General features: G+C 71.2%; 18 protein-coding genes and 1 pseudogene. 5 read left to right on the top strand and 14 right to left on the bottom strand.

The window, feature by feature from the left end:
• Window positions 1-5: 5 nt before the first annotated feature.
• From AMETH_RS06555 to AMETH_RS06535, 5 genes are all read right to left on the bottom strand, one after another.
• Window positions 6-707: an ABC transporter ATP-binding protein gene (locus AMETH_RS06555; protein ID WP_017987262.1), complete on the bottom strand. Its 702-nt coding sequence runs from the start codon at window positions 705-707 to the stop codon at window positions 6-8.
• Entirely contained in the window at window positions 694-1428 is a 735-nt protein-coding gene (locus tag AMETH_RS06550; protein WP_223843071.1) for an ABC transporter ATP-binding protein, read from the bottom strand. The genes AMETH_RS06555 and AMETH_RS06550 overlap by 14 nt, the downstream gene beginning before the upstream one ends.
• Complete coding sequence (locus tag AMETH_RS06545; RefSeq protein ID WP_017987260.1) at window positions 1425-2471, bottom strand: branched-chain amino acid ABC transporter permease; 1047 nt, start codon at window positions 2469-2471, stop codon at window positions 1425-1427. The genes AMETH_RS06550 and AMETH_RS06545 overlap by 4 nt, the downstream gene beginning before the upstream one ends.
• Window positions 2472-2544: 73 nt before the next feature.
• The gene (locus AMETH_RS06540; RefSeq protein WP_223843070.1) at window positions 2545-3552 is read right to left on the bottom strand and encodes a branched-chain amino acid ABC transporter permease; all 1008 of its coding nucleotides are present in this window, start codon (window positions 3550-3552) and stop codon (window positions 2545-2547) included.
• Complete coding sequence (locus tag AMETH_RS06535; protein ID WP_017987258.1) at window positions 3549-4793, bottom strand: ABC transporter substrate-binding protein; 1245 nt, start codon at window positions 4791-4793, stop codon at window positions 3549-3551. The genes AMETH_RS06540 and AMETH_RS06535 overlap by 4 nt, the downstream gene beginning before the upstream one ends.
• Window positions 4794-5009: 216 nt before the next feature.
• Between AMETH_RS06535 and AMETH_RS06530 the strand changes: the two genes are divergently transcribed.
• The 4 genes from AMETH_RS06530 to AMETH_RS06515 all read left to right on the top strand — a co-directional run bounded on the left by AMETH_RS06530 (window position 5010) and on the right by AMETH_RS06515 (window position 9289).
• The gene (locus AMETH_RS06530) at window positions 5010-6188 is read left to right on the top strand and encodes a CaiB/BaiF CoA transferase family protein (RefSeq protein ID WP_017987257.1); all 1179 of its coding nucleotides are present in this window, start codon (window positions 5010-5012) and stop codon (window positions 6186-6188) included.
• Window positions 6185-6994, top strand: coding sequence for an HpcH/HpaI aldolase/citrate lyase family protein (locus AMETH_RS06525; protein ID WP_017987256.1), 810 nt, complete (start codon window positions 6185-6187; stop codon window positions 6992-6994). Before AMETH_RS06530 ends, AMETH_RS06525 begins: the two co-directional genes overlap by 4 nt.
• Complete coding sequence (locus AMETH_RS06520; RefSeq protein ID WP_017987255.1) at window positions 6991-7806, top strand: cyclase family protein; 816 nt, start codon at window positions 6991-6993, stop codon at window positions 7804-7806. Before AMETH_RS06525 ends, AMETH_RS06520 begins: the two co-directional genes overlap by 4 nt.
• A gap of 79 nt (window positions 7807-7885) precedes the next feature.
• Window positions 7886-9289 (top strand): MmgE/PrpD family protein, encoded by a 1404-nt coding sequence (locus AMETH_RS06515; RefSeq protein ID WP_026153870.1) that lies wholly within the window; start codon window positions 7886-7888, stop codon window positions 9287-9289.
• Between the two features lie 57 nt (window positions 9290-9346).
• Here AMETH_RS06515 and AMETH_RS41340 read toward each other — a convergent pair whose 3' ends face one another.
• From AMETH_RS41340 to AMETH_RS39020, 3 genes are all read right to left on the bottom strand, one after another.
• A complete protein-coding gene (locus AMETH_RS41340; protein ID WP_017987253.1) occupies window positions 9347-9676 on the bottom strand; it encodes an MDR/zinc-dependent alcohol dehydrogenase-like family protein in 330 nt (109 codons plus the stop codon).
• A gap of 408 nt (window positions 9677-10084) precedes the next feature.
• Entirely contained in the window at window positions 10085-10276 is a 192-nt protein-coding gene (locus AMETH_RS39025) for an alcohol dehydrogenase catalytic domain-containing protein (RefSeq protein WP_026153869.1), read from the bottom strand.
• Window positions 10252-10395 (bottom strand): hypothetical protein, encoded by a 144-nt coding sequence (locus AMETH_RS39020; RefSeq protein WP_209436854.1) that lies wholly within the window; start codon window positions 10393-10395, stop codon window positions 10252-10254. The genes AMETH_RS39025 and AMETH_RS39020 overlap by 25 nt, the downstream gene beginning before the upstream one ends.
• A gap of 131 nt (window positions 10396-10526) precedes the next feature.
• Here AMETH_RS39020 and AMETH_RS06505 point away from each other — a divergent pair, with 131 nt between their 5' ends.
• A complete protein-coding gene (locus AMETH_RS06505; RefSeq protein WP_017987252.1) occupies window positions 10527-10739 on the top strand; it encodes a hypothetical protein in 213 nt (70 codons plus the stop codon).
• Window positions 10740-11301: 562 nt separating this feature from the next.
• Here the strand turns inward: AMETH_RS06505 and AMETH_RS06500 are convergent.
• The 6 genes and pseudogenes from AMETH_RS06500 to AMETH_RS06480 form a co-directional block, all read right to left on the bottom strand.
• Window positions 11302-11799 (bottom strand): DUF4262 domain-containing protein, encoded by a 498-nt coding sequence (locus tag AMETH_RS06500; RefSeq protein ID WP_017987251.1) that lies wholly within the window; start codon window positions 11797-11799, stop codon window positions 11302-11304.
• 97 nt (window positions 11800-11896) lie between these two features.
• Window positions 11897-12220: an aromatic-ring hydroxylase C-terminal domain-containing protein gene (locus tag AMETH_RS42880; protein WP_323807001.1), complete on the bottom strand. Its 324-nt coding sequence runs from the start codon at window positions 12218-12220 to the stop codon at window positions 11897-11899.
• Between the two features lie 378 nt (window positions 12221-12598).
• Window positions 12599-13640: pseudogene (locus tag AMETH_RS42875) on the bottom strand (FAD-dependent oxidoreductase); the annotation flags it as partial.
• Window positions 13641-13648: 8 nt separating this feature from the next.
• On the bottom strand, window positions 13649-15580 hold the full coding sequence (locus tag AMETH_RS06490) for a maleylacetate reductase and hydroxyquinol 1,2-dioxygenase domain-containing protein (protein ID WP_017987248.1): 1932 nt from the start codon (window positions 15578-15580) through the stop codon (window positions 13649-13651).
• A gap of 353 nt (window positions 15581-15933) precedes the next feature.
• Window positions 15934-17790, bottom strand: coding sequence for a glycoside hydrolase family 92 protein (locus AMETH_RS06485; protein ID WP_017987247.1), 1857 nt, complete (start codon window positions 17788-17790; stop codon window positions 15934-15936).
• Window positions 17791-17833: 43 nt separating this feature from the next.
• Complete coding sequence (locus AMETH_RS06480) at window positions 17834-18061, bottom strand: hypothetical protein (protein ID WP_017987246.1); 228 nt, start codon at window positions 18059-18061, stop codon at window positions 17834-17836.
• Between the last annotated feature and the right edge of the window lie 13 nt (window positions 18062-18074).

Raw genomic sequence — 18074 nt, 5'->3', positions numbered from 1 at the left:
CGCTGTCACAGTCCCAGGTACGCCTTCCGCACCCGGCTGTCGCCGGCGAGTTCCGCACCGCTGCCGGACAGCACGGTCGACCCGCTCTCCAGCACGTACGCGCGGTCCGCGATCGCGAGCGCCTGCTTGGCGTTCTGCTCGACCAGCAGCACCGACACCCCGTTGTCCCGGATCCGCCGGACCGCTTCGAGCATCGTCCAGGTCAGCTTGGGCGACAGGCCGGTCGACGGCTCGTCCAGCATCAGCAGCTTCGGCGCCGCCATCAGCGCGCGGGCGATCGCCAGCATCTGCTGCTGACCACCGCTGAACGTCTGCGCGATCTGCGTGCGGCGCTCGGCGAGGACCGGGAACAGTTCGTAGACCTCGGCCAGCGACTTCGCCGCCTGCGCCGGGGTGCGCGTCCACGCGCCCATCCGCAGGTTCTCCTCGACGGTCAGCGTGCCGAACAGCGCCCGGTCCTCCGGCACGTGCACCAGCCCGTCGCGCACGAGCTGGTCCGGGCGGCGGCCCGCGGTCGGCGAGCCGTTGAACGTGATGCTGCCGGACAACGCCTTCAACTGCCCGCAGATGCTGCGCAGCGTCGTGGTCTTGCCCGCGCCGTTCGCGCCGACCAGCGCGACGATCTCGCCCTCGCCCAGGTGCAGGTCGACGTCGTGCAGGATCCGCATCCGCCCGTACCCGGCGCACACCTTCTCAAGCGTCAGCATGGGTCGGCTCCTCACCGAGGTAGGCGTCGATGACACGGGCGTCGCTGGTGACCTCCTGCGGCGACCCGACGGCGATGACCCGGCCCTGGTCCAGCACGAGCACGCGGTCGGCCAGCCGCATCACCGCGGCCATGATGTGCTCGATGAACAGCAGGGTCACGCCCTCCTCCTCGCGCAGCCGCGCGAGCAGGTCCAGCACCGGTTCGCGTTCCGCTGGCACCAGACCGGCGAGGACCTCGTCGAGCAGCAGGACCTTCGGCCGCATCGCGAGCGCGCGGGCCAGTTCGAGCCGCTTCAGACCGGCCGTAGGCAGCTCCGGTGCGGCCCGGTGGGCCCACGGCCCGAGCCCGACCCGCTCGACCACCTCCAGCGAGTGCTCGCGCAGCTTGCGCCGCCCGAACCGGTGGTGCTGCGCGGCCAGGCACACGTTCTCCAGCACGGTCATGCTGGAAAACGGCCGCATCAGCTGGAACGTGCGCACCATCCCGGCGCGGGCGATGCGGTCCGGCGCCCGGCCGGTGACGTCCTGCCCGGCGAACGCGACCCGCCCCGTGTCCGGGGCCAGCGCACCGGAGACGACGTTGAACAGGGTGGTCTTGCCCGCGCCGTTCGGCCCGATGATGCCGAGGATCTCCCCCTCGGCCACCTCGAAGTCTACATCGGACAGCGCCCGCAGCCCGCGGAAGGACTTGCCGACCCCGTCGACCCTGACGATGCTCATCGACGCCACCTCGCCGCGATCGTTCCGACGATGCCCTTCGGCAGCAGGCGCACGATCAAGATCAGCAGCACCGCGTACAGCACCACGTCCAGACCGCTGCGCCCCTGCAGGAAGCCCAGGAACTCGGGCGGGGTGCGCAGCAGCGTCGCGGTCACGTCGGTGAGCGAACCGACGATGATCGCGCCGACCACCGGGCCCCAGATCGTGCCGATGCCGCCGATCACCACCGGCACGATCGCCTGGATCGAGACCGCCGAGCCGAAGCCCAGTTCCGGGTTCACGAACAGGTAGTACTGGGTGTAGAAAGTGCCGGCGACCGCGGTGATCGCGGCGGACAGCGCCACCGTCATCAGCTTGTGCCGCATCACCGGCGTGCCGAGCGAGGCCGCGGCCAGCTCGTCGTCCCGGATCGCGGTCACGTACTTCCCGGCGCGGGAATGCAGGAACACGATGCTGATCGCGACCGCCGCACCGGCCAGCACCAGCGCGACCCAGAAGTACGCCGGCGAGTCGGCCTCGAACTGCAGCATCCACAGCGACGAGTCCGGGATCAGCGGAACGGTGAACCCGACCGCCTTGTTGGCGAACGCGCTGCTGGTCACGACCAGCCGCAGCATCTCGGCGAAGGCGAACGTGGCGAGCGCGAAGTACGCGCCCTGCAGCTTGTAGCGGAACGAGAAGTAGCCGATCAGGACGGCGGCCGCGGCGGCCGCCGCCATCCCGGCGACCATCCCGATCCACGGCGACACGTTGTGCTTCACCAGCAGGTAGGCGCTGGTGTACGCGCCGAGCCCGAAGTAGGCCGCGTGCCCGAAGCTGAACATGCCGCCGAACCCGCTCATGATGTTCCAGCCGACGGCCATCAGCAGGAAGATCAGGATCCGCACGGCGACCGCGCCCTGCGCCGGCGGCAGGACGAGCGGCAGCGGGATCGCGACCAGCACCAGCACGGCGAGGATCGCGAGCTGCCGGTTCTGCGGGCGCAGCGGCGGCGCCTTGACCTTCTCGGCGCCGGCCGGCCCGGCGATGGTGATGGTGCTCATGCGCGCACCTCGCTGACGCTCGGCGCGGCATTCGCCGAGTGCGCAGTGTCCAATGATTCGCTCGCAAGCTCGCTCATGCGCTCCTCCTTCCGAACAGGCCCTGCGGGCGCAGGAAGAGCACGAGGATGAACACCACGAACACGCCCAGCAGCGAGGACTGCCCGCCGAGGTAGATCGTGGTGAGCTGCTCGACCAGCCCGATCAGCAGGCCGCCGACGAGCGCGCCGACGACGTTGCCCATCCCGCCGAGCACCACCACGACGAACGCGGTGATGTTGAACTGCTCGCCGAGTGTCGGGGTCACGGTGACCAGCGGTCCGGCCAGCGCGGCGGCCGCACCGGCGCACGCCGTGCCGATCGCGAAGGTGAGCGTGTGGATCCGGCGGACGTTGATGCCGACCAGTTCCGCACCCGGCCCGTGCGCGGCGACCGCGCGGATCGCGGTGCCCAGCCGGGTGCGGCGCAGCAGCCAGTACAGCAGCGCGCCGAGCAGGATCGCGCCGAGGAACGCGTAGAGCCGCGACCCCGCGACGACCGCGCCCAGCAGCGGGAACTGGAAGTCGCTGGGCAGCGCGATGGTCTTGGGCTCGGCGCCGAAGAGCATCAGCAGCCCGTTCTCCAGCAGCAGCGACAGGCCCAGCGTGATGAGCAGCTGGTTCTCCAGCGAGCTGCCGCCGGTGCCGGACAGCAGTCCACGGTGGACGGCCGCGCCGATCAGGAACAACACCGGGATGGCGATGACCAGCGACAGGTAGGGGTGCATGCCGGTGGCCTGCACCATGCCGAAGGAGATGAACATCGCGACCGCGAGCAACGCGCCGTGCGCGAAGTTGACGATGTCCAGCACGCCGAAGATCAGCGTCAGGCCCATCGCGATCAGGCCGTACAGACCGCCGGTCAGCAGGCCGGTGACGACCGACTGCCAGACCACCAGCCCGCTGCCCGACTGCAGCAGCGCGACGACGATCGCGACGACGAGGACACCGCCGACGACGCCGGCGCGGCCGAGGAAACCGCGGTCCTTCTTCTGGGGTGGGGAGACTTCGGGGGCGAGCGCCGCCCGCTGTGCTGTTTCACTCATGGCCGCCACGTCACCTGGTACTCGGGCCGGGATTCGGCTTTCTCCGGGGGATAGACCTGCTTGACCTGGCCGTCCTGGATCTGCATCAGGACCGCCATGGCGTTGCGGTTGTCGCCGTTGGGGGCGAACTGGATCGGGCCCGCGCCCACGGTCAGGGGTGCGACCTGGGCGGCGGCGATGGCATCGCGGACCAGTTTCGGATCGGTGCTGGCGGCCTTCTCGACCGCCTGCGCGATCACCTGGACCGCGTCGTAGGACAGCACCGCGCCGGTCCGCATCGGATCGCCGTACGTGCGCTGGTACTGCTCGCGCAGCGCGGCGGTCTGCGGGTTGGTCGCGTCGTAGTGGTAGTTGGTGCTGAAGTACAGCGCGCCGAGATCACCGGCGTCGGTGACGAACTTCGGCTGGTCGAAGGCGCCGTTGGACACGCCCCAGACCGCGTTGAGATCCGGCTTGACCGAGGCGATCGCCTTGGCGGCCAGCAGGCTGTCGCGGTAGTAGCCCGCCACCGCCAGCACGTCCGCGCCGGACGCCTTGACCTGCGTGACCTGCGCGGTCAGGTCGCTGACGCTCGCCGCGTCGTAGCTGATGTTCGGGCCGACCTCGATGCCCAGCTGCCGGGCGGCTTGGGTGAAGGCGTCCGCCGCGCCGCTGCCGAAATCGCTCTGCTCGTGCAGGAACGCGACCTTCTTGACGGGCTTGCCCGCCTGCTGCGACACCTGCTGGAGGTACTGCGCGGCGGCCGTCGCGATGACCTTGCTGCCCGGCTGCACGCGGAACACGTACTTGTAGCCGTGGGCGTAGATCGCGTCGGACGCGGTCACGTCCGCGACGAACGGGACGCGGTTGCGTTCCGCCACCACGGCGACGTTCGTGCTGACCGCGCTCTGGTAGGTGCCGACCAGGCCGACCGCACCGGCCGAGATCAGCCGCTGCGCCTCGCTCTGGCCGATGTCGGCCTTGCCCTGGGTGTCCCCCGTGACCAGCTCGACCTTGCGGCCGCCGAGGGACTTGATGCCGCCTGCCGCGTTGATGGCGTCCACCGCCATCTGGGCGCCGCGGCGCATCTGCTGCCCGTCCACCGCATTGGACCCGCTGACCGGGTGCAACGCGCCGATCTTCACCGGGCCCTCGTCGCGTCCGGCGGCCGCGCCGGCGGCCCCCATCGGAGCCGAGCCCCCGCAACCGGTCGCGAGCAGGGCGCACGCACCGAGCGTGGCGATGAGCTTTCGCGCGGACATGTCACCTCGTTCCGCTTAGAGAAACATTGGGAGTGATGCGGGCTATCGTGACACCCGCCTCCACGTCAGGTCAATATCCAGTCATAACTTGACGGAGCGCCGTTATCAGTGCGAACTTGGTGACCAGCGCGATGCGTCGGCGACGAAACAGGATGTTTACCGATGTTCCTCCTGGCGAAACGACGCTCGCCGGGACGAGAAAGGCAGGTACGCCCCATGACGGGCGCATTGTCCGGGATCCGGGTACTCGACACGGCCACCCTCTTCGCCGGGCCACTGGCGGCGACGCTGCTCGGCGACTTCGGCGCCGAGGTGATCAAGATCGAGCACCCGAAGGGCGATCCGGTCCGCAGCCACGGCGCCCAGCGCGACGGTGTCGGCCTGTGGTGGAAGATGCTCGGCCGCGGCAAGAAGGCCATCACCCTGTACCTCGGCGCGTCCGAGGGGCAGGAAGTGTTCCGGAAGATGGTCGCTGACGCCGACGTGGTGATCGAGAACTTCCGGCCGGGCACGCTGGAACGCTGGGGCCTGGGGTACGACGAGCTGCGCGAGATCAACCCGGGCCTGGTGCTCGCGCGCGTCACCGGGTTCGGCCAGATCGGGCCGTACGCCAAGCGGCCGGGATTCGGCACGCTGGCCGAGGCGATGAGCGGGTTCGCGGCCATCACCGGCGAGCCGGACGGCCCGCCGACGCTGCCGCCGTTCGGGCTCGCCGACGGGATCGCGGCCCTGACCACGGCCTACGCGATCTTGACCGCGCTGCGGGCGCGGGAGCAGACCGGGCGCGGACAGGTCGTCGACCTGGCGATCATCGAGCCGATCCTGACGCTGCTCGGGCCGCAGATCATCGCCTACGACCAGCTCGGGCAGCTGCAGGAGCGCACCGGGAACCGGTCGGTGAACAACGCGCCGCGCAACACCTACCGCACGCGCGACGGCAGCTGGGTGGCGATCTCCACCAGCGCGCAGACGATCGCGGAACGGGTCATGCGGCTCGTCGGGCGTCCCGAGCTGATCGACGAGCCGTGGTTCGCGTCCGGTGCGGAACGGGCGCGGCACGCCGATCTGCTCGACGAGGCGGTCGGTTCGTGGATCGCGCAGCGGGACCGCGACGAGGTGGTCAAGGCCTTCGAGGAAGCCGAGGCAGCGGTCGCGCCGATCTACACGGCAGCGGACGTGATGAACGACCCGCAGTTCGCGGCGCTCGGCACGATCGCGACGGTCGACGACGACGAGCTCGGGCCGGTGAAGATGCAGAACGTGTTGTTCCGGCTGTCCGAGACCCCGGGGCGGATCACCTCGGCCGGTGCCCCACTCGGCGCGCACACCGAGGAGGTCCTGGGCCGGTACGGGGTGGATGTGGCCGCGTTGCGGGAAAAGGGCGTCGTGAAGTGATCCCCCGCAGCTGGCTGTACGTGCCGGGCGACCGGCCGGACCGCATCGGCAAGGCACTGGCCGGGCCCGCGGACGCGGTGATCCTCGACCTGGAGGACGCGGTGTCCGCTGCTGCCAAGGACTTCGCGCGGCGGACCGTGCTGGAGACGCTGGCGTCCGCGCCGGCTTTCGTGCGAATCAACGCGCCCGGGACCTCCCCCGGTGAGGCGGACATCCGCGCGCTGGCGGCGGTCGAGGGGCTCGCCGGTGTGCGGGTGCCGAAGGCGGAGGATCCGGGCGAGCTGCGCCGGGTCGCCGACAGGCTCGGGGTGCCGGTGTTCCCCGTGCTGGAGTCGGCGCTGGGGGTGGAGAACGCGCTGGTGCTGGCGACAGCGCACCCCCTGGTGGCGGGGATTTCCCTCGGGGAGGCCGATTTGATGGCGGACCTGCGGGTGCGGGATTCCGGCGCGCTGGCGTGGCCCCGTTCGCGGGTCGTGGTGGCGGCGCGGGCGGCCGGGTTGCCAAGCCCGGTGCAGAGCGTGTGGACGGCGGTGCGTGACCTGGACGGTCTGCGCGCCTCGACGGTCGAGGGGCGGGACGCCGGGTTCTTCGGCCGGTCGGTGATCCACCCCGCGCAGATCCCGGTGGTGCACGAGGTGTGTGCCCCCAACCCGGCCGAAACGGCGTGGGCGCGCGAAGTGCTCGCCGCGGAGGAGTCGGCCTGGATCGACCACAACGGACAGTTCGTGGACGCCGCGATCGTGGCGCGCGCCCGGTGGGTGCTCGAGATCGCGGACCAGTACGTGAAGGAAGGCAAGGGTTCATGACACAGGATGCGTTGCTGGCGGCGGTGTCCGGCGGGGTGCGGTTGATCGAGCTGGGTCAGCCGTTCTTCACCGGCATGCCGACCTCGCCGAACCATCCCGGGTTCCGGATGACGCTGATCCGCAGGCACGGGGACATGCAGCGGGCGGACGGCGGTTCGGCGGCCAACGAGATCATCGTGACCGGCGGGCACGTCGGCACGCACATCGACGCGTTGTCGCACGTGAGTCATTGCGGGAAGCTGCACGGCGACGTGGACGCGGCGGAGGCCCAGCAGGGCGGCGTGTTCAAGACCCACGGCGCGGAAAACCTGCCCGGCCTGCTGCGGCGCGCGGTGCTGCTGGACGTCGCGGCGGTGCACGGCGTGCCGGTGCTGGAGCCGGGCTACGGCGTGACGGCGGAGGACCTGGAGGCAGCGGCGAAGCTGGCCGGCGCCGAGCCGGGCCCCGGTGACGTGGCGCTGATCCGGACGGGCTGGGCGCGGAACTTCTCGGACCCGGTGGCGTACATGGGCAAGGAGTCGGGCGTGCCAGGCGCGGACGTGTCGGCAGCGTCGTGGCTGGCCTCGCGCGGAATCGTCGCGACCGGCGCGGACACGACGGCGTACGAGCAAATCCCAGCCGGCGCGGGGCACGCGGTGCTGCCGGTGCACCGGGTGCTGCTGGTCGAGTCGGGGATCTTCATCATGGAGCACCTGAACCTGGAGGCGATCGCCGAGTCGGGCGTGCGGGAGTTCGTCTTCATGCTCGCGCCGTTGCGCATCGTCGGCGGAACGGGCTCGCCGATCCGCCCCCTCGCGGCGGTGGCGGCATGAGGCGCTCGTTCCTGCCCACCCCACGCCCCATCCTCGACACCACCGGCACGCCGGTACAACCCACCACGGCGGTGACGGCATGATACGAACAATCGTGCAGCGGCTGGCGGAGTTCGCCGCTTCGGTGCGGGCGAAGGGCCTGCCGTCCGAGCTGCGGGACGATGCGGCGCGGCGGGTGCTGGACGTGCTGGGCAACAGCCTCGCCGCCACTTCCGAGCGTCCGGCCGCCGCGGTCGGCGCCCTCGTTCGCGAGTGGGGCGGGTCCGGCCGGGCGACGGCCATCGGGTCGGGTGATCGGCGGCCGGAGCCCAGTGCGGCCCTGGTCAACGGGACACTGGCCCACTCGCTGGACTTCGACGACACCCACCTGCCGTCCGTCCTGCACCCGTCCGCGTCGGTGGTGCCCGCGGCGCTCGCGGTCGCGGAGGCGCGTGGCTGCTCGGGCGCGCAGCTGCTGGACGCGATCGGCGTCGGCGTCGAGATCACCGTGCGGCTCGGCATGGCCGGGTACGACTCGGAGCTGGGCAACTCGGTGTTCTTCGAGCGCGGCCTGCACGCCACGGCGATCTGCGGCGCGCTGGGCGCGGCGGTGGCGTGCGCCATGCTGTCCGAAGTGGACGAAGACGGAATCGCGGACGCACTGGGGATCGCGTCGAGCATGGGGTCCGGCCTGCTGGAGGCCAACCGCACCGGCGGCACCGTGAAGCGCGTGCACTGCGGGTGGGCCGCGCACGCGGCGGTGACGGCGGCAGGCATGGCGCGGCACGGCATCACCGGTCCGCCGACCGTGCTGGAGGGCCGGTTCGGGCTGCTGCAGGCGTTCTGCGGTGACCAGACCGACGTGGACGCGATCACCCGCGGGCTCGGCGAGGAGTGGGAGCTGCCCGGCATCTTCTTCAAGCCTTACCCGTGCAACCACTTCACGCACGCCGGGATCGACGCCGCACGGCGGTTGCGGGAGCGGGGCGTGGCGGTCGAGGAGATCGAGTCGCTGGAACTCGGCGCGCCGACCGCGGTGCTGCGCACGATCGGTGAGCCGCGGGAGGACAAGATCCGCCCGCGGTCCGGCTACCACGCCGCGTTCTCCGGCCCGTACACGGTGGCTGCAGGCTTCCTCGGCGGCGGCGGGCTGGGCGTCTTCCACGACGACTTCACCGACGCCGCTGCGGCTTCCCCGGAGCGGCTGGCGTTGGCGGCGAAGGTGACCTGCGTGCCGGACGCGCGGTGCGACGAGATCTTCCCGCACCAGTTCCCGGCGGTGCTGCGCGCGCACCTGCGGGACGGCCGCACGCTGGAGGAACGGGTGGACGCCAACCGCGGCGGGGCGGCGAACCCGCTGTCCGCCGAGGAGCTGGCGCTGAAGTTCCGCCTGAACGCGACGCGCGTGGTGTCCGCGGACGCGGCGGAGCGGATCACCGAGCTGACGTACGGTCTCGCCGGGCTCACTGACCTCGGTGAGCTGACCCGCCTCCTGCGGGCGTGACCCGGCGCCGTCCGCGCCGTCCCTGCGGCGAGCTTGCCGCAGGCCCGGCGCGGGCGGTCAGGGAACCAAGACGAGGCGAATCGGGTTGCCCTCCTTGCGTTCCAGGTGCTCGACGGCCGTCGCGGCGTCGGCGAGCGGGTAGGTGCCGCTGATGGAGCGGCTCCATTCCAGGCGGTGGTAGCGCGCTAGCTCGATGAGCTGCTCGACCGCGCCCGGCTGGGAGCCGTAGTGGCCGATTAGGCGCTGGCCGCGGTAGCTGAATCCGATGCCGTCGGTGACCGTGAGCGGTTTCGGGGTCAGGCCGACGAGGACGAGGCGCCCGCCGAGGCCGACGCAGCTCACCGCCTGTTCCCGCACCGGCGGCACACCGGCCATGTCGAACGCCACGTCCAGTCCGGAGCCCCCCGGTGAGGGCGAGGATCTGCTCGCGCAGGGTGGGGTCGCCCGGGTCCAGGGCAAGGTCGGCGCCGAATTCGAGTGCCCGTTCCCCCCGCTTCGAGCGGGTCCACCGCGACGATCGGGGCGGCTCCGATCAGCCGGAGCAGCTGCACCCCGTGCGCGCCGAGCCCGCCCGCACCCCACACGCCCGCCGGCCGGGCAGGCTGGGCCTGCCGGTGCCGGTGACCGCCCCCGCGGCGTGAACACGGCGTCCGGCACGATCGCGGCCTGCACGAACGGCAGGTCGTCGAGGATCGGGATGAGGGTGTGCTGGCCGGCGAGGGCGTACTCGGCCCAGCCCCCGTCGTAGTCGACGCCGCGGGTGCGGACCTGCAGGCACGGGTCGCGGAAGCGGACTCAGTTCGGGCACTGGCCGCACCGCTCCCCCGCCTCCAGGGCGACGCGCTGGCCCTCCCGCCACCGGCCCGGCACGTCGGGGCCGATCGCGTCAATCTCGCCCGCCACCTCCTGGCCCAGGGTGACCTCGGGGGTTTCGAGGAAGAGCGGCGTGAGGGTGCCGTCGATCAGGTGGACGTCGGACAGGCACACCCCCGGCCCGCGCGCACCTTGATCCGGACCTGGCCCGGCCCGGGTTCGGGGACCGGCACCTCCCGGACGTCGAACTTGCGCGAGCTGATCTCCAGCCCGCCGGCCAGCATGGTGGCCATGCGGGTCCTCACGTCGTCGCGGCGGCGTTACCCCACATGGTGTCCCAGGCGCGTGGCTCTCACACGTGACTTCCTCCTTCTTGGCACGATCGGTGGCAGAATCGGAGCTGACCGGACTGGGGAGGTCGCTCATGGTGCTCCTGGTGGTTTTCGTCGGCATCATCGGTTTGCTGTTGGTCGCCGCGGGCGTGCACGACCTGCGCACCCGGCGGAAGCGCCCGGTGAAGCCCTGGGCGACGGACGAGCTCATCGAGCACCGCCGCGACCTGCACGCGGCGCAGGGTGTGAACTTCCGGGTGCGCGACTTCGGCTGGATGGCCGTGCGACGCCGCAAGCCGCGGTGATTCTTCGTGGCCGCCGCCGGATGGGTGCTGGGGCGGGTATCGGGCGTTGCGAAACAGCGGCAGTGGGTCGGGTGCTGCGCCCAGGGCGAGTGGACTGAGCAGCCATTGAAGGCAGCTGGCTGCCCGGGGGCGGGCGCGGGCGCGACCACCTGCCACTGTGGCCCGGCGAGTGGACTGAGCGCGCCACCACCGCCAGAGCGAGTCACTGCAGGCACGCACCATAAACGAGGGCCGGCTGGCTGCCTTGAGCGGCTGCCGCGGCCCGGGGCCTGCCTGCACTACATGCAGGGCGAGCCGGCTCAGCGCGCCCCTGCGGACCGGGCGAGGCGACTCAGCACACCCCTGCAACCAGCGCGAGTGGGCTCAGACACCCCTACGACCAGGGCGAGCCGGCTCAGCGCGCCCCTGCAACCAGGCGAGTCGGCTCAGTGCACCGTTGCAACCAGGCGAGTCGGCTCAGTGCACCGTTGCGACAAGGGCGAGTCGGCTAAACGCACCGGTGCGGGCGGCGAAGTGCGCTGAGCGCGCTACTACGCTCAGGGCGCGTGGGCGGACCGTGCCACTAAGGCCAGGGCGGAGTGGCCGCCTCCATGAGGAGGGCTCCGGCGCGGGGACCCAGTACCGGTTGGCGTCCGCCGGGGCCTTGCCAGCCTGCGCGCCATGGCCAGCGGCCTTGCGCGTCCGCGTGGACGAGTTGCGTCGCGCGCACCTCGGGGCCGTACAGGTCGACCGCGGTGCGCAGGTGCACCGATGGCACCTCGACCGTCACAGCCTCCATCAGCAGGTTGCCCGGGCCCGGTAGGCGCTCCCCCGGCGCCAGGTCGGGCTCGCCCGTTCGGAGCAGGTGCGCGGCGATCTCGTTGAGCACGTCGCGCGCCCGGTGGGGCTCCATCGCGGTCACCACCAGCTCCGGTCTGCCCCGCCCCGTCAGGCCCGCCGTGTAGGCCCACGGCGGCCGATATCCGTTGCCCTCGAACGAGATCACCGCCCAGCCGTGCTCGGCGATGATCTCGCACAGGTGTCGCAGGTGCCCGCCCGGCCGGTCGCACTTTCCGGACATCTTCTCCCCCTCGGAGTTCGGTTGCTGTGCGATCGACTATGCAGGGCGGCACCGACAAAAAGACAGTCCCAGCCCCGGCGCATTCACCCGATCGTGGCTAACTGGGGGGAAATTTACGGTGCAGCACCCGGTTCAGCACGTCACGGAGAACCCCAACATGCCCGGACGGCACATCCGACACGGATCGCCAGGCCACGTGACCATCCGGACGAACCAGGAGACAACCGGCCTCGTCGAGGTCCGATACCCGGCGCCAGTCTCCGTAGGCATCACGGACGCCGGCATCACCGATACGCACCGCGCGCAACGACAGCTCCTCGGCAGCGGAAACCCAGGCACCGCCTGCAAGACCGGTCACCACGGTGAACTCGCCACGACCTACCAGATCCAAAGTAGACAGACGTTCGCCGTGCTCGTCCACCAGCCACGCGTGCGGCAGCTTCGCCCCGGGCCTGGTCGTGGGCTGGTGGAACAGCTCCGGATCCCGCTCCCACACCTCCGGCGGAGCGTCGTCCGGGATCACCGCTCCCGACGAGTACCGCTGGTTCAGCTCGACGCCGTGCGCGTTGAACTCGTAGTTCTTCAGCTCGATCGCCTCGTGCAGAGCCTGCCGCCGCTTGACGCCCTCCGCATCGTCCGCGCGGCACGCCGCCAGCCCGGCCACGATGCCCTCGTCGTCGCCACCACCGGCGATACCCAGCGCGGCGAAGATCGGCCCGAACTGGTCGCGGCTCAGGTTCGCGCGGTCCACGATCTGCCTGCCCACCGGCGCCCGCTCTGCCGTGTACGTGTCGAGCAGCCCCGGCCCCGCCTCGCCGCGCAGCACCATCGCCAGCTTCCACGCCAGGTTGTAGGAGTCCTGGATGGACGTGTTCGACCCGAGCCCGTTCGACGGCGGGTGCCGGTGCACCGCGTCGCCCGCGCAGAAGACCCGGCCGCGCGAATACTCGGTGGCGTAGGAGTGGTTGACCGTCCACAGTGAAGTCGAGGTGATCTCGACGTCGATCGTGGTGTCGCCGACCAGGTCGTGCACGATGTCCCGCGCGGTCGCCTCGTCGACCTCCGGCGGCGGCTGGTCGATGTCGTAACCCCAGGTCAGTAGCCATTCGTCCCACGGCCGCACCATCCGCACCAGCCCCATCCCGATGCCGCCGAGGTGCGCGCCGGGCCGCATCACCCAGTACAGCACGCTCGGCCGGTGCGCAACGTGCCGCGACAGGTCGGCCCGGAACACGATGTTCATGCTCCCGGCCTTGCCGCTCTGCCCGGCGATCGGCAGCCCGATCTGCTCGGCCACCAGGCTGCGCCCGCCGTCCGCGCCGATCAGGTACCGCGCGCACGGTGAACTCGTCGCCCCGCACCCGGTCGAGCAGCCGCGCGGTCACGCCGTCCGCGTCCTGTTCCAGGCACAGGAATTCGGTGTCGAACCGCACCTTCGCGCCACGGGCCGCGGCGTTGCCGATCAGGATGGGTTCCAGGTAGGTCTGCGGCAGGTCGATCATGCCGCACGGGCTGGCCGCCGCGTATTCGCTGAGCGACCGCGGCCCGGTGCCCCAGGTGGGGATCCGGCCGATCTCGTCACCGGCCAGCGACGTGCACAACACGGTGTCGCCCATCAGTTCCTGCGGGGTGCCCGCGGCGAGCGCTTCCTTCTCGACCCCGGCGTCCCGCAGCACCTCCAGCGTGCGCTGGTTGGTGATGTGGGCACGCGGGGTGTTCGCGACCCAGCCGTACTTGCTGACGAGCAGCGTGTCCACGCCGTAGCCGGCGAGCAGCAGGGCCGCCGATCCGCCCGCGGGTCCGCTGCCCACGACCAGGACGTCGGTGTCGTAGGTCTGCATGGGAACTCCTAGCGCGCGATGCGGAAGGTGAATTCGAGCAACCGCCACTCGCCGTCGACGGCCCGTCCGTCCGGGGCCGGGCCGTGCCGCGGGACGAAGTCCACGACGAGGGAGTCCTTGACGCCGAAGACGGTGTCGCCGCGCCCGGACGAGGTGTCCAGGTACGGCCCGCCCCGCACGAACAGCTGCGTGATGAGCTGCTGGTGGCCCGGCGCCTTGATCATGAAGTGCACGTGCGGCGCCCGCCACGGGTGCCGTCCGGTGGCCGCGAGCATCTGCCCGACCGGGCCGTCCTCCGGGATCGGGTACTCCTTGGGAAGGATCGACCAGAACCGCACCCGGCCGTCGGCGTCGCTGCGGAAGCGGGCCCGCAGGACCGGCCCGTCGAGGTCGGGCAGCTGGACGTCGTAGTAGCCGTCCTCGTTGGACTGCCAGACGTCGACAACGGCGTCGGGAACGGGCTCGCCGTCCGGGCCGGTGACGCGGATGTCGGCCCACATCGGCGTTCCCGGCAGGCCACCGGAGATGTCGCTGCCGTGCTCGGCGGCCGGTGGTCCCTCGACGTAGAACGGGCCGAGCACCGCCGACGGCGTGGTGTCCGGGGTGCGGGAGTTGGTCAGGAGGTCGACCGCGCTGGACACCCCGAGTACGTCGGACAGCAGCACGAACTCCTGCCGCGTGTCGGTGGTGATGTGGCCCGCGCGGGTCAGGAAGTCGATGGCGTACTGCCATTCGTCCTGGGTGACGTCGTTGGCGGTGACGTAGTGGTGCAGGCGCCGCACCAGGTCGGTGACCAGCTGTTTCGCGCGCGGGTCGGGGGTCTGGTCGAAGCTCGCGACGACCTGCCGGGTGAGCCAGCCCAGGTCCGGCACGGCGCGTCCGCCACCCGGGCGAGTGCCGTGCCACGCCTGCCGCAGGAGGTCCTCGATACCCTCGCGGGTCAGCTCGCGCGGGTTCGGGTACGGCTTGGCGGTGGCGAGTTCGGCCGCGTGCGGGACGTCGTCGAGGCTCATGCCCAGCTCCCGCAGCGACGTCGGCCCGCCGCAGCGGACGACGAGGTCGTGCACGCCGCTGGGCGCGTCGGTGGTGCCGAGCGCCGCCGCGATGCGGGTCATGACCTCGGTCGCGGCCGGGGCGTTGTAGGCCATGACGTGCGGGAGGATCACCGTGTGCGTCTCGGCGTGCGGCAGGTCGAACGAGCCGCCGAGGGTGTGGCAGAGTTTGTGGTGCAGGCCCATCCCAACGGTGGCCAGGCAGGTGCCGGCGAGCCACGCGGCCTGCAGCAGGTCCGCCCGCGCGTCCACATCGGACGGATCGTCGACGAGAGCGGGCAGTGACCGGGCGATGCGGGTGATCGCGTCCAGGGCCATCCCGTCGACGATCGGGTTCGCCTGCGGTGCGTACAGCGCCTCGACCGCGTGGGCCATCGCGTTGACGCCGCTGGTGACCGACACGGCGACGGGCAGCCCGAGGGTCAGATCTACGTCGTAGATGACCGTCTCCGGCAGGATGGCGGGTGAGGACCGAGTGGTCTTGCGACCGTTGTCGGTCTCGCCCAGGACCGGCGTGACCTCCGAGCCCGCGTAGGTGGTCGGCAGGATGACCTGCGGCAGGTCGGTGCGCACGGCGAGCGCTTTGGCCAGCCCGGTGGTGGAGCCGCCGCCGATCGCGACCAGGCAGTCCGCCTCGTGTTCGGCCAGCACTTCGAGAGCCTGCCCGGTGACCTCGACGGGGGTGTGCATGGCGGCGCCGTCGAACTCCGCAGCGAGCAGCGGCCCGAGCGCGTCCCGCACCGGCTGGGCGGCATCGCGCACGGACGGCCCGGACAGCAACAACACCCGCTTGCCACCCAGCCGCGCCACCTCCTCGCGCACCTGAGCCACCGTCCCCGAGCCGAACACGACCCGAACCGGATGAGCCGAGTAGACGAAGCCCCGCATCGCGCTCCACTCCCTTGTCACCGACGTGTTGACCAGTATCGGGGTTACCGGAGGCAGGCGCCTGCATGGATTGAGCATCCTTCGGCACGAAAGAGGCGCGAAGCGGCTTTTGATCTTTGAACAACACCCGAGCCGGGTGGTCATCCCGGGGCCTGCCCGTCCGGCGACGACTCTTTTGATCTTTTTCCTGCGCTTCGCGCAGGAGCGCCTCACGGCCCGCTCGAAGGGTCACCTTCGACCACCACCGATGCCTGATTGTGTTTCAGTCGCCGACCAAAGATCGGCTGTGGACCGGGGGCGGGGGAGGTCTGGTTGGGGTAGTCGGTGCTGTTGCGTGGCCGGGCGGGGGTTTGCTAGTCGTGGACGTGGTCCACTGGGAGTTCCTTGCCCCACTTGGTGTTCGGTGTGGCCCCGACCGTCACCGTGCCGTCGTTGCGCTTGATCCAGGCCTCTTCGAACATCGGGCTGGACAGCAGCATCTCCGCGCGGCTCGGCGTCTGCGGGTACATGCCGAGCGCGGCGAACACGTACCAGGCCGACATGGTGCCCAGGTCGTCGTTCCCGGGCAGGCCGCTCGGACCCGTCCGGTACACCAACGATGCCATCGCCCGCACGGTTTCCTGCGTCTTCCACGGCTGGCCCAGCGCGTTGTACAACCAGGGCGTGTGGATGCCGGGCTCGTTCGTCGGGTCGTAGCGGAAACCGTCGCCGCCCGTGGCCCATGAGCCGTCGGGGCGGTGGAAGAACGCGTCGAGCCGTGCCGCCGCCAGGCCGGACACGTCGTGCTGCACCATCCACGTGTACGTCGCGCTGGTGCCCTGCGCGAAACCCACATCCGAAGTCGCCGAGAACGGCTGCACCCAGTTGCCGTTCGCGAGCCGGGCCTGCTGGTAACCGCCCTCGGGGGTGGCCGCCGGGTTGAACGTGTTGCGCCACCAGCTCGCCCGCGGTATCAGCTCGCGGGACTCGGCGCCGCGCCCCAGCCGCGACGCCCAGTCCGCCAAGGCGAAATCAGCGGTCGCGTCCTCCAGCGTCTCCGCCGCGCCGCCCCAGCAGTGGCACGTGTCCTGCGGCGCGTACCCGAGCCGCTCGTACTCCGCCAGGTTCGGCCGCTGCCCCTCGCACTGACCGGGGCAACCCGCGTCGGACAACCCCGACGGGTGCGGCACCGTCGCCTGGCGCACCAGCGAGTCGAACGCGCCACGCACGTCGAAGTTCCGCACACCCATCGCGTAGAACCCGGCGAGCGTCGGCGCGGACGGGTCACCGGTCATGACGTGCGTGGGGCCGTTGACGTGCACCCACCGGTCCCACACGCCGCCGTTCTGCTGCGCCAGGTTGTACAACGACTGCGCGAAATCCCCCGCCACCCCGGGTTCCAGCAGCGCGAGCAGCTGCGTGTGCGCCCGGTACTGGTCCCAGCCGGAGAAGTTGCCGTACTGCGTCCGATGCCCGCGCGCGAGCCGGTGCACCGCGAAGTCGCTGCCGAAGTAGGTTCCGTCGACGTCGCTGGCGATGTTCGGCTGCAGGAACGAGTGGTAGAGCGCGGTGTAGAACGTGGTGCGCTGGTCCTCGGTGCCGCCGGCGATCTCGATCGACCGCAGCTGCTTCGACCACGCCGCCCGCGCGTCCGCGGCCACCGACTCGACGTCGTCCTTCGGCTTGACCTCGGCGGACAGGTTCTTCCGCGCCGCGTCGAGGCTCGTGTAGGAGATGCCGACCTTCATCGTGACGTCGGTGTCCGCGAAGCTGACGTACCCGCCCGATCCCCGGCCCGCGCGGTCGGCGCCGGTGGCGTAGCCCTCGCCACCGCTGGCGGTCGTCGTACCCGGCCGCAGGCCGGCGAGGTGGTCGACGTAGGTCCGGGCCGTCGGCCGCCTCGCGCAGCACCGAGTCGGGCAGGTAGGCGTGCACGGTCCGCAGCTTCCCGCCGAGTTCCACGGTGAGACCGCGCGCCCGGCGGGGTGGAGGAACAGCCCGCCGGCGGGGATGTGCGCCACCTGGTGCCGCCCGCGGCGCACGGTCACCGGGCCGTCGAGGTGCAGTATCACCAGGTGGGTCCCCGCCGAGTCGAAGCTCGCGCGGTAGGGCGCTTCGGCCTGCGTCGAGACGTAGAGCCGGTCCCACCCGAGGCCCGCGCTGGAGCGGGCCGGGTGGATCCACGGCTGGCGCAGGATGCCGTTGGTGTCGGCCAGGCTCAGCTCGGGCACGCGTCCTCCTCGGCGTCGAGGTCGTGCCCGGTCTAGGTGGCGGTCAGGCGCGGGAAAGGTGGTGACGAGTCCGCGGAGCCGTGGCGGTCCGGATCTCCGGGCGCGCGGCCTCCAGCCGGCGGGCGGCCACCTCGCCGCGGATCCGGAGCGCGTCGCGGTCTTCGATGTCGAAACTGCCGAACATCCGCGACGGTGCCTGACGGCGGTGGTTGCGGTTGAGGCCCCACACGGTCAGGGCGATGAGCAGGAGGAACATCAGCAATTCGGTCATGGCAGAAATTATT

The sequence above is a fragment of the Amycolatopsis methanolica 239 genome (genome assembly GCF_000739085.1).
Taxonomy (GTDB): Bacteria; Actinomycetota; Actinomycetes; order Mycobacteriales; family Pseudonocardiaceae; genus Amycolatopsis_E; species Amycolatopsis_E methanolica.
Note: the sequence above shows the minus strand (reverse complement) of the source record. Positions and strands in the feature narration are given on the sequence as shown.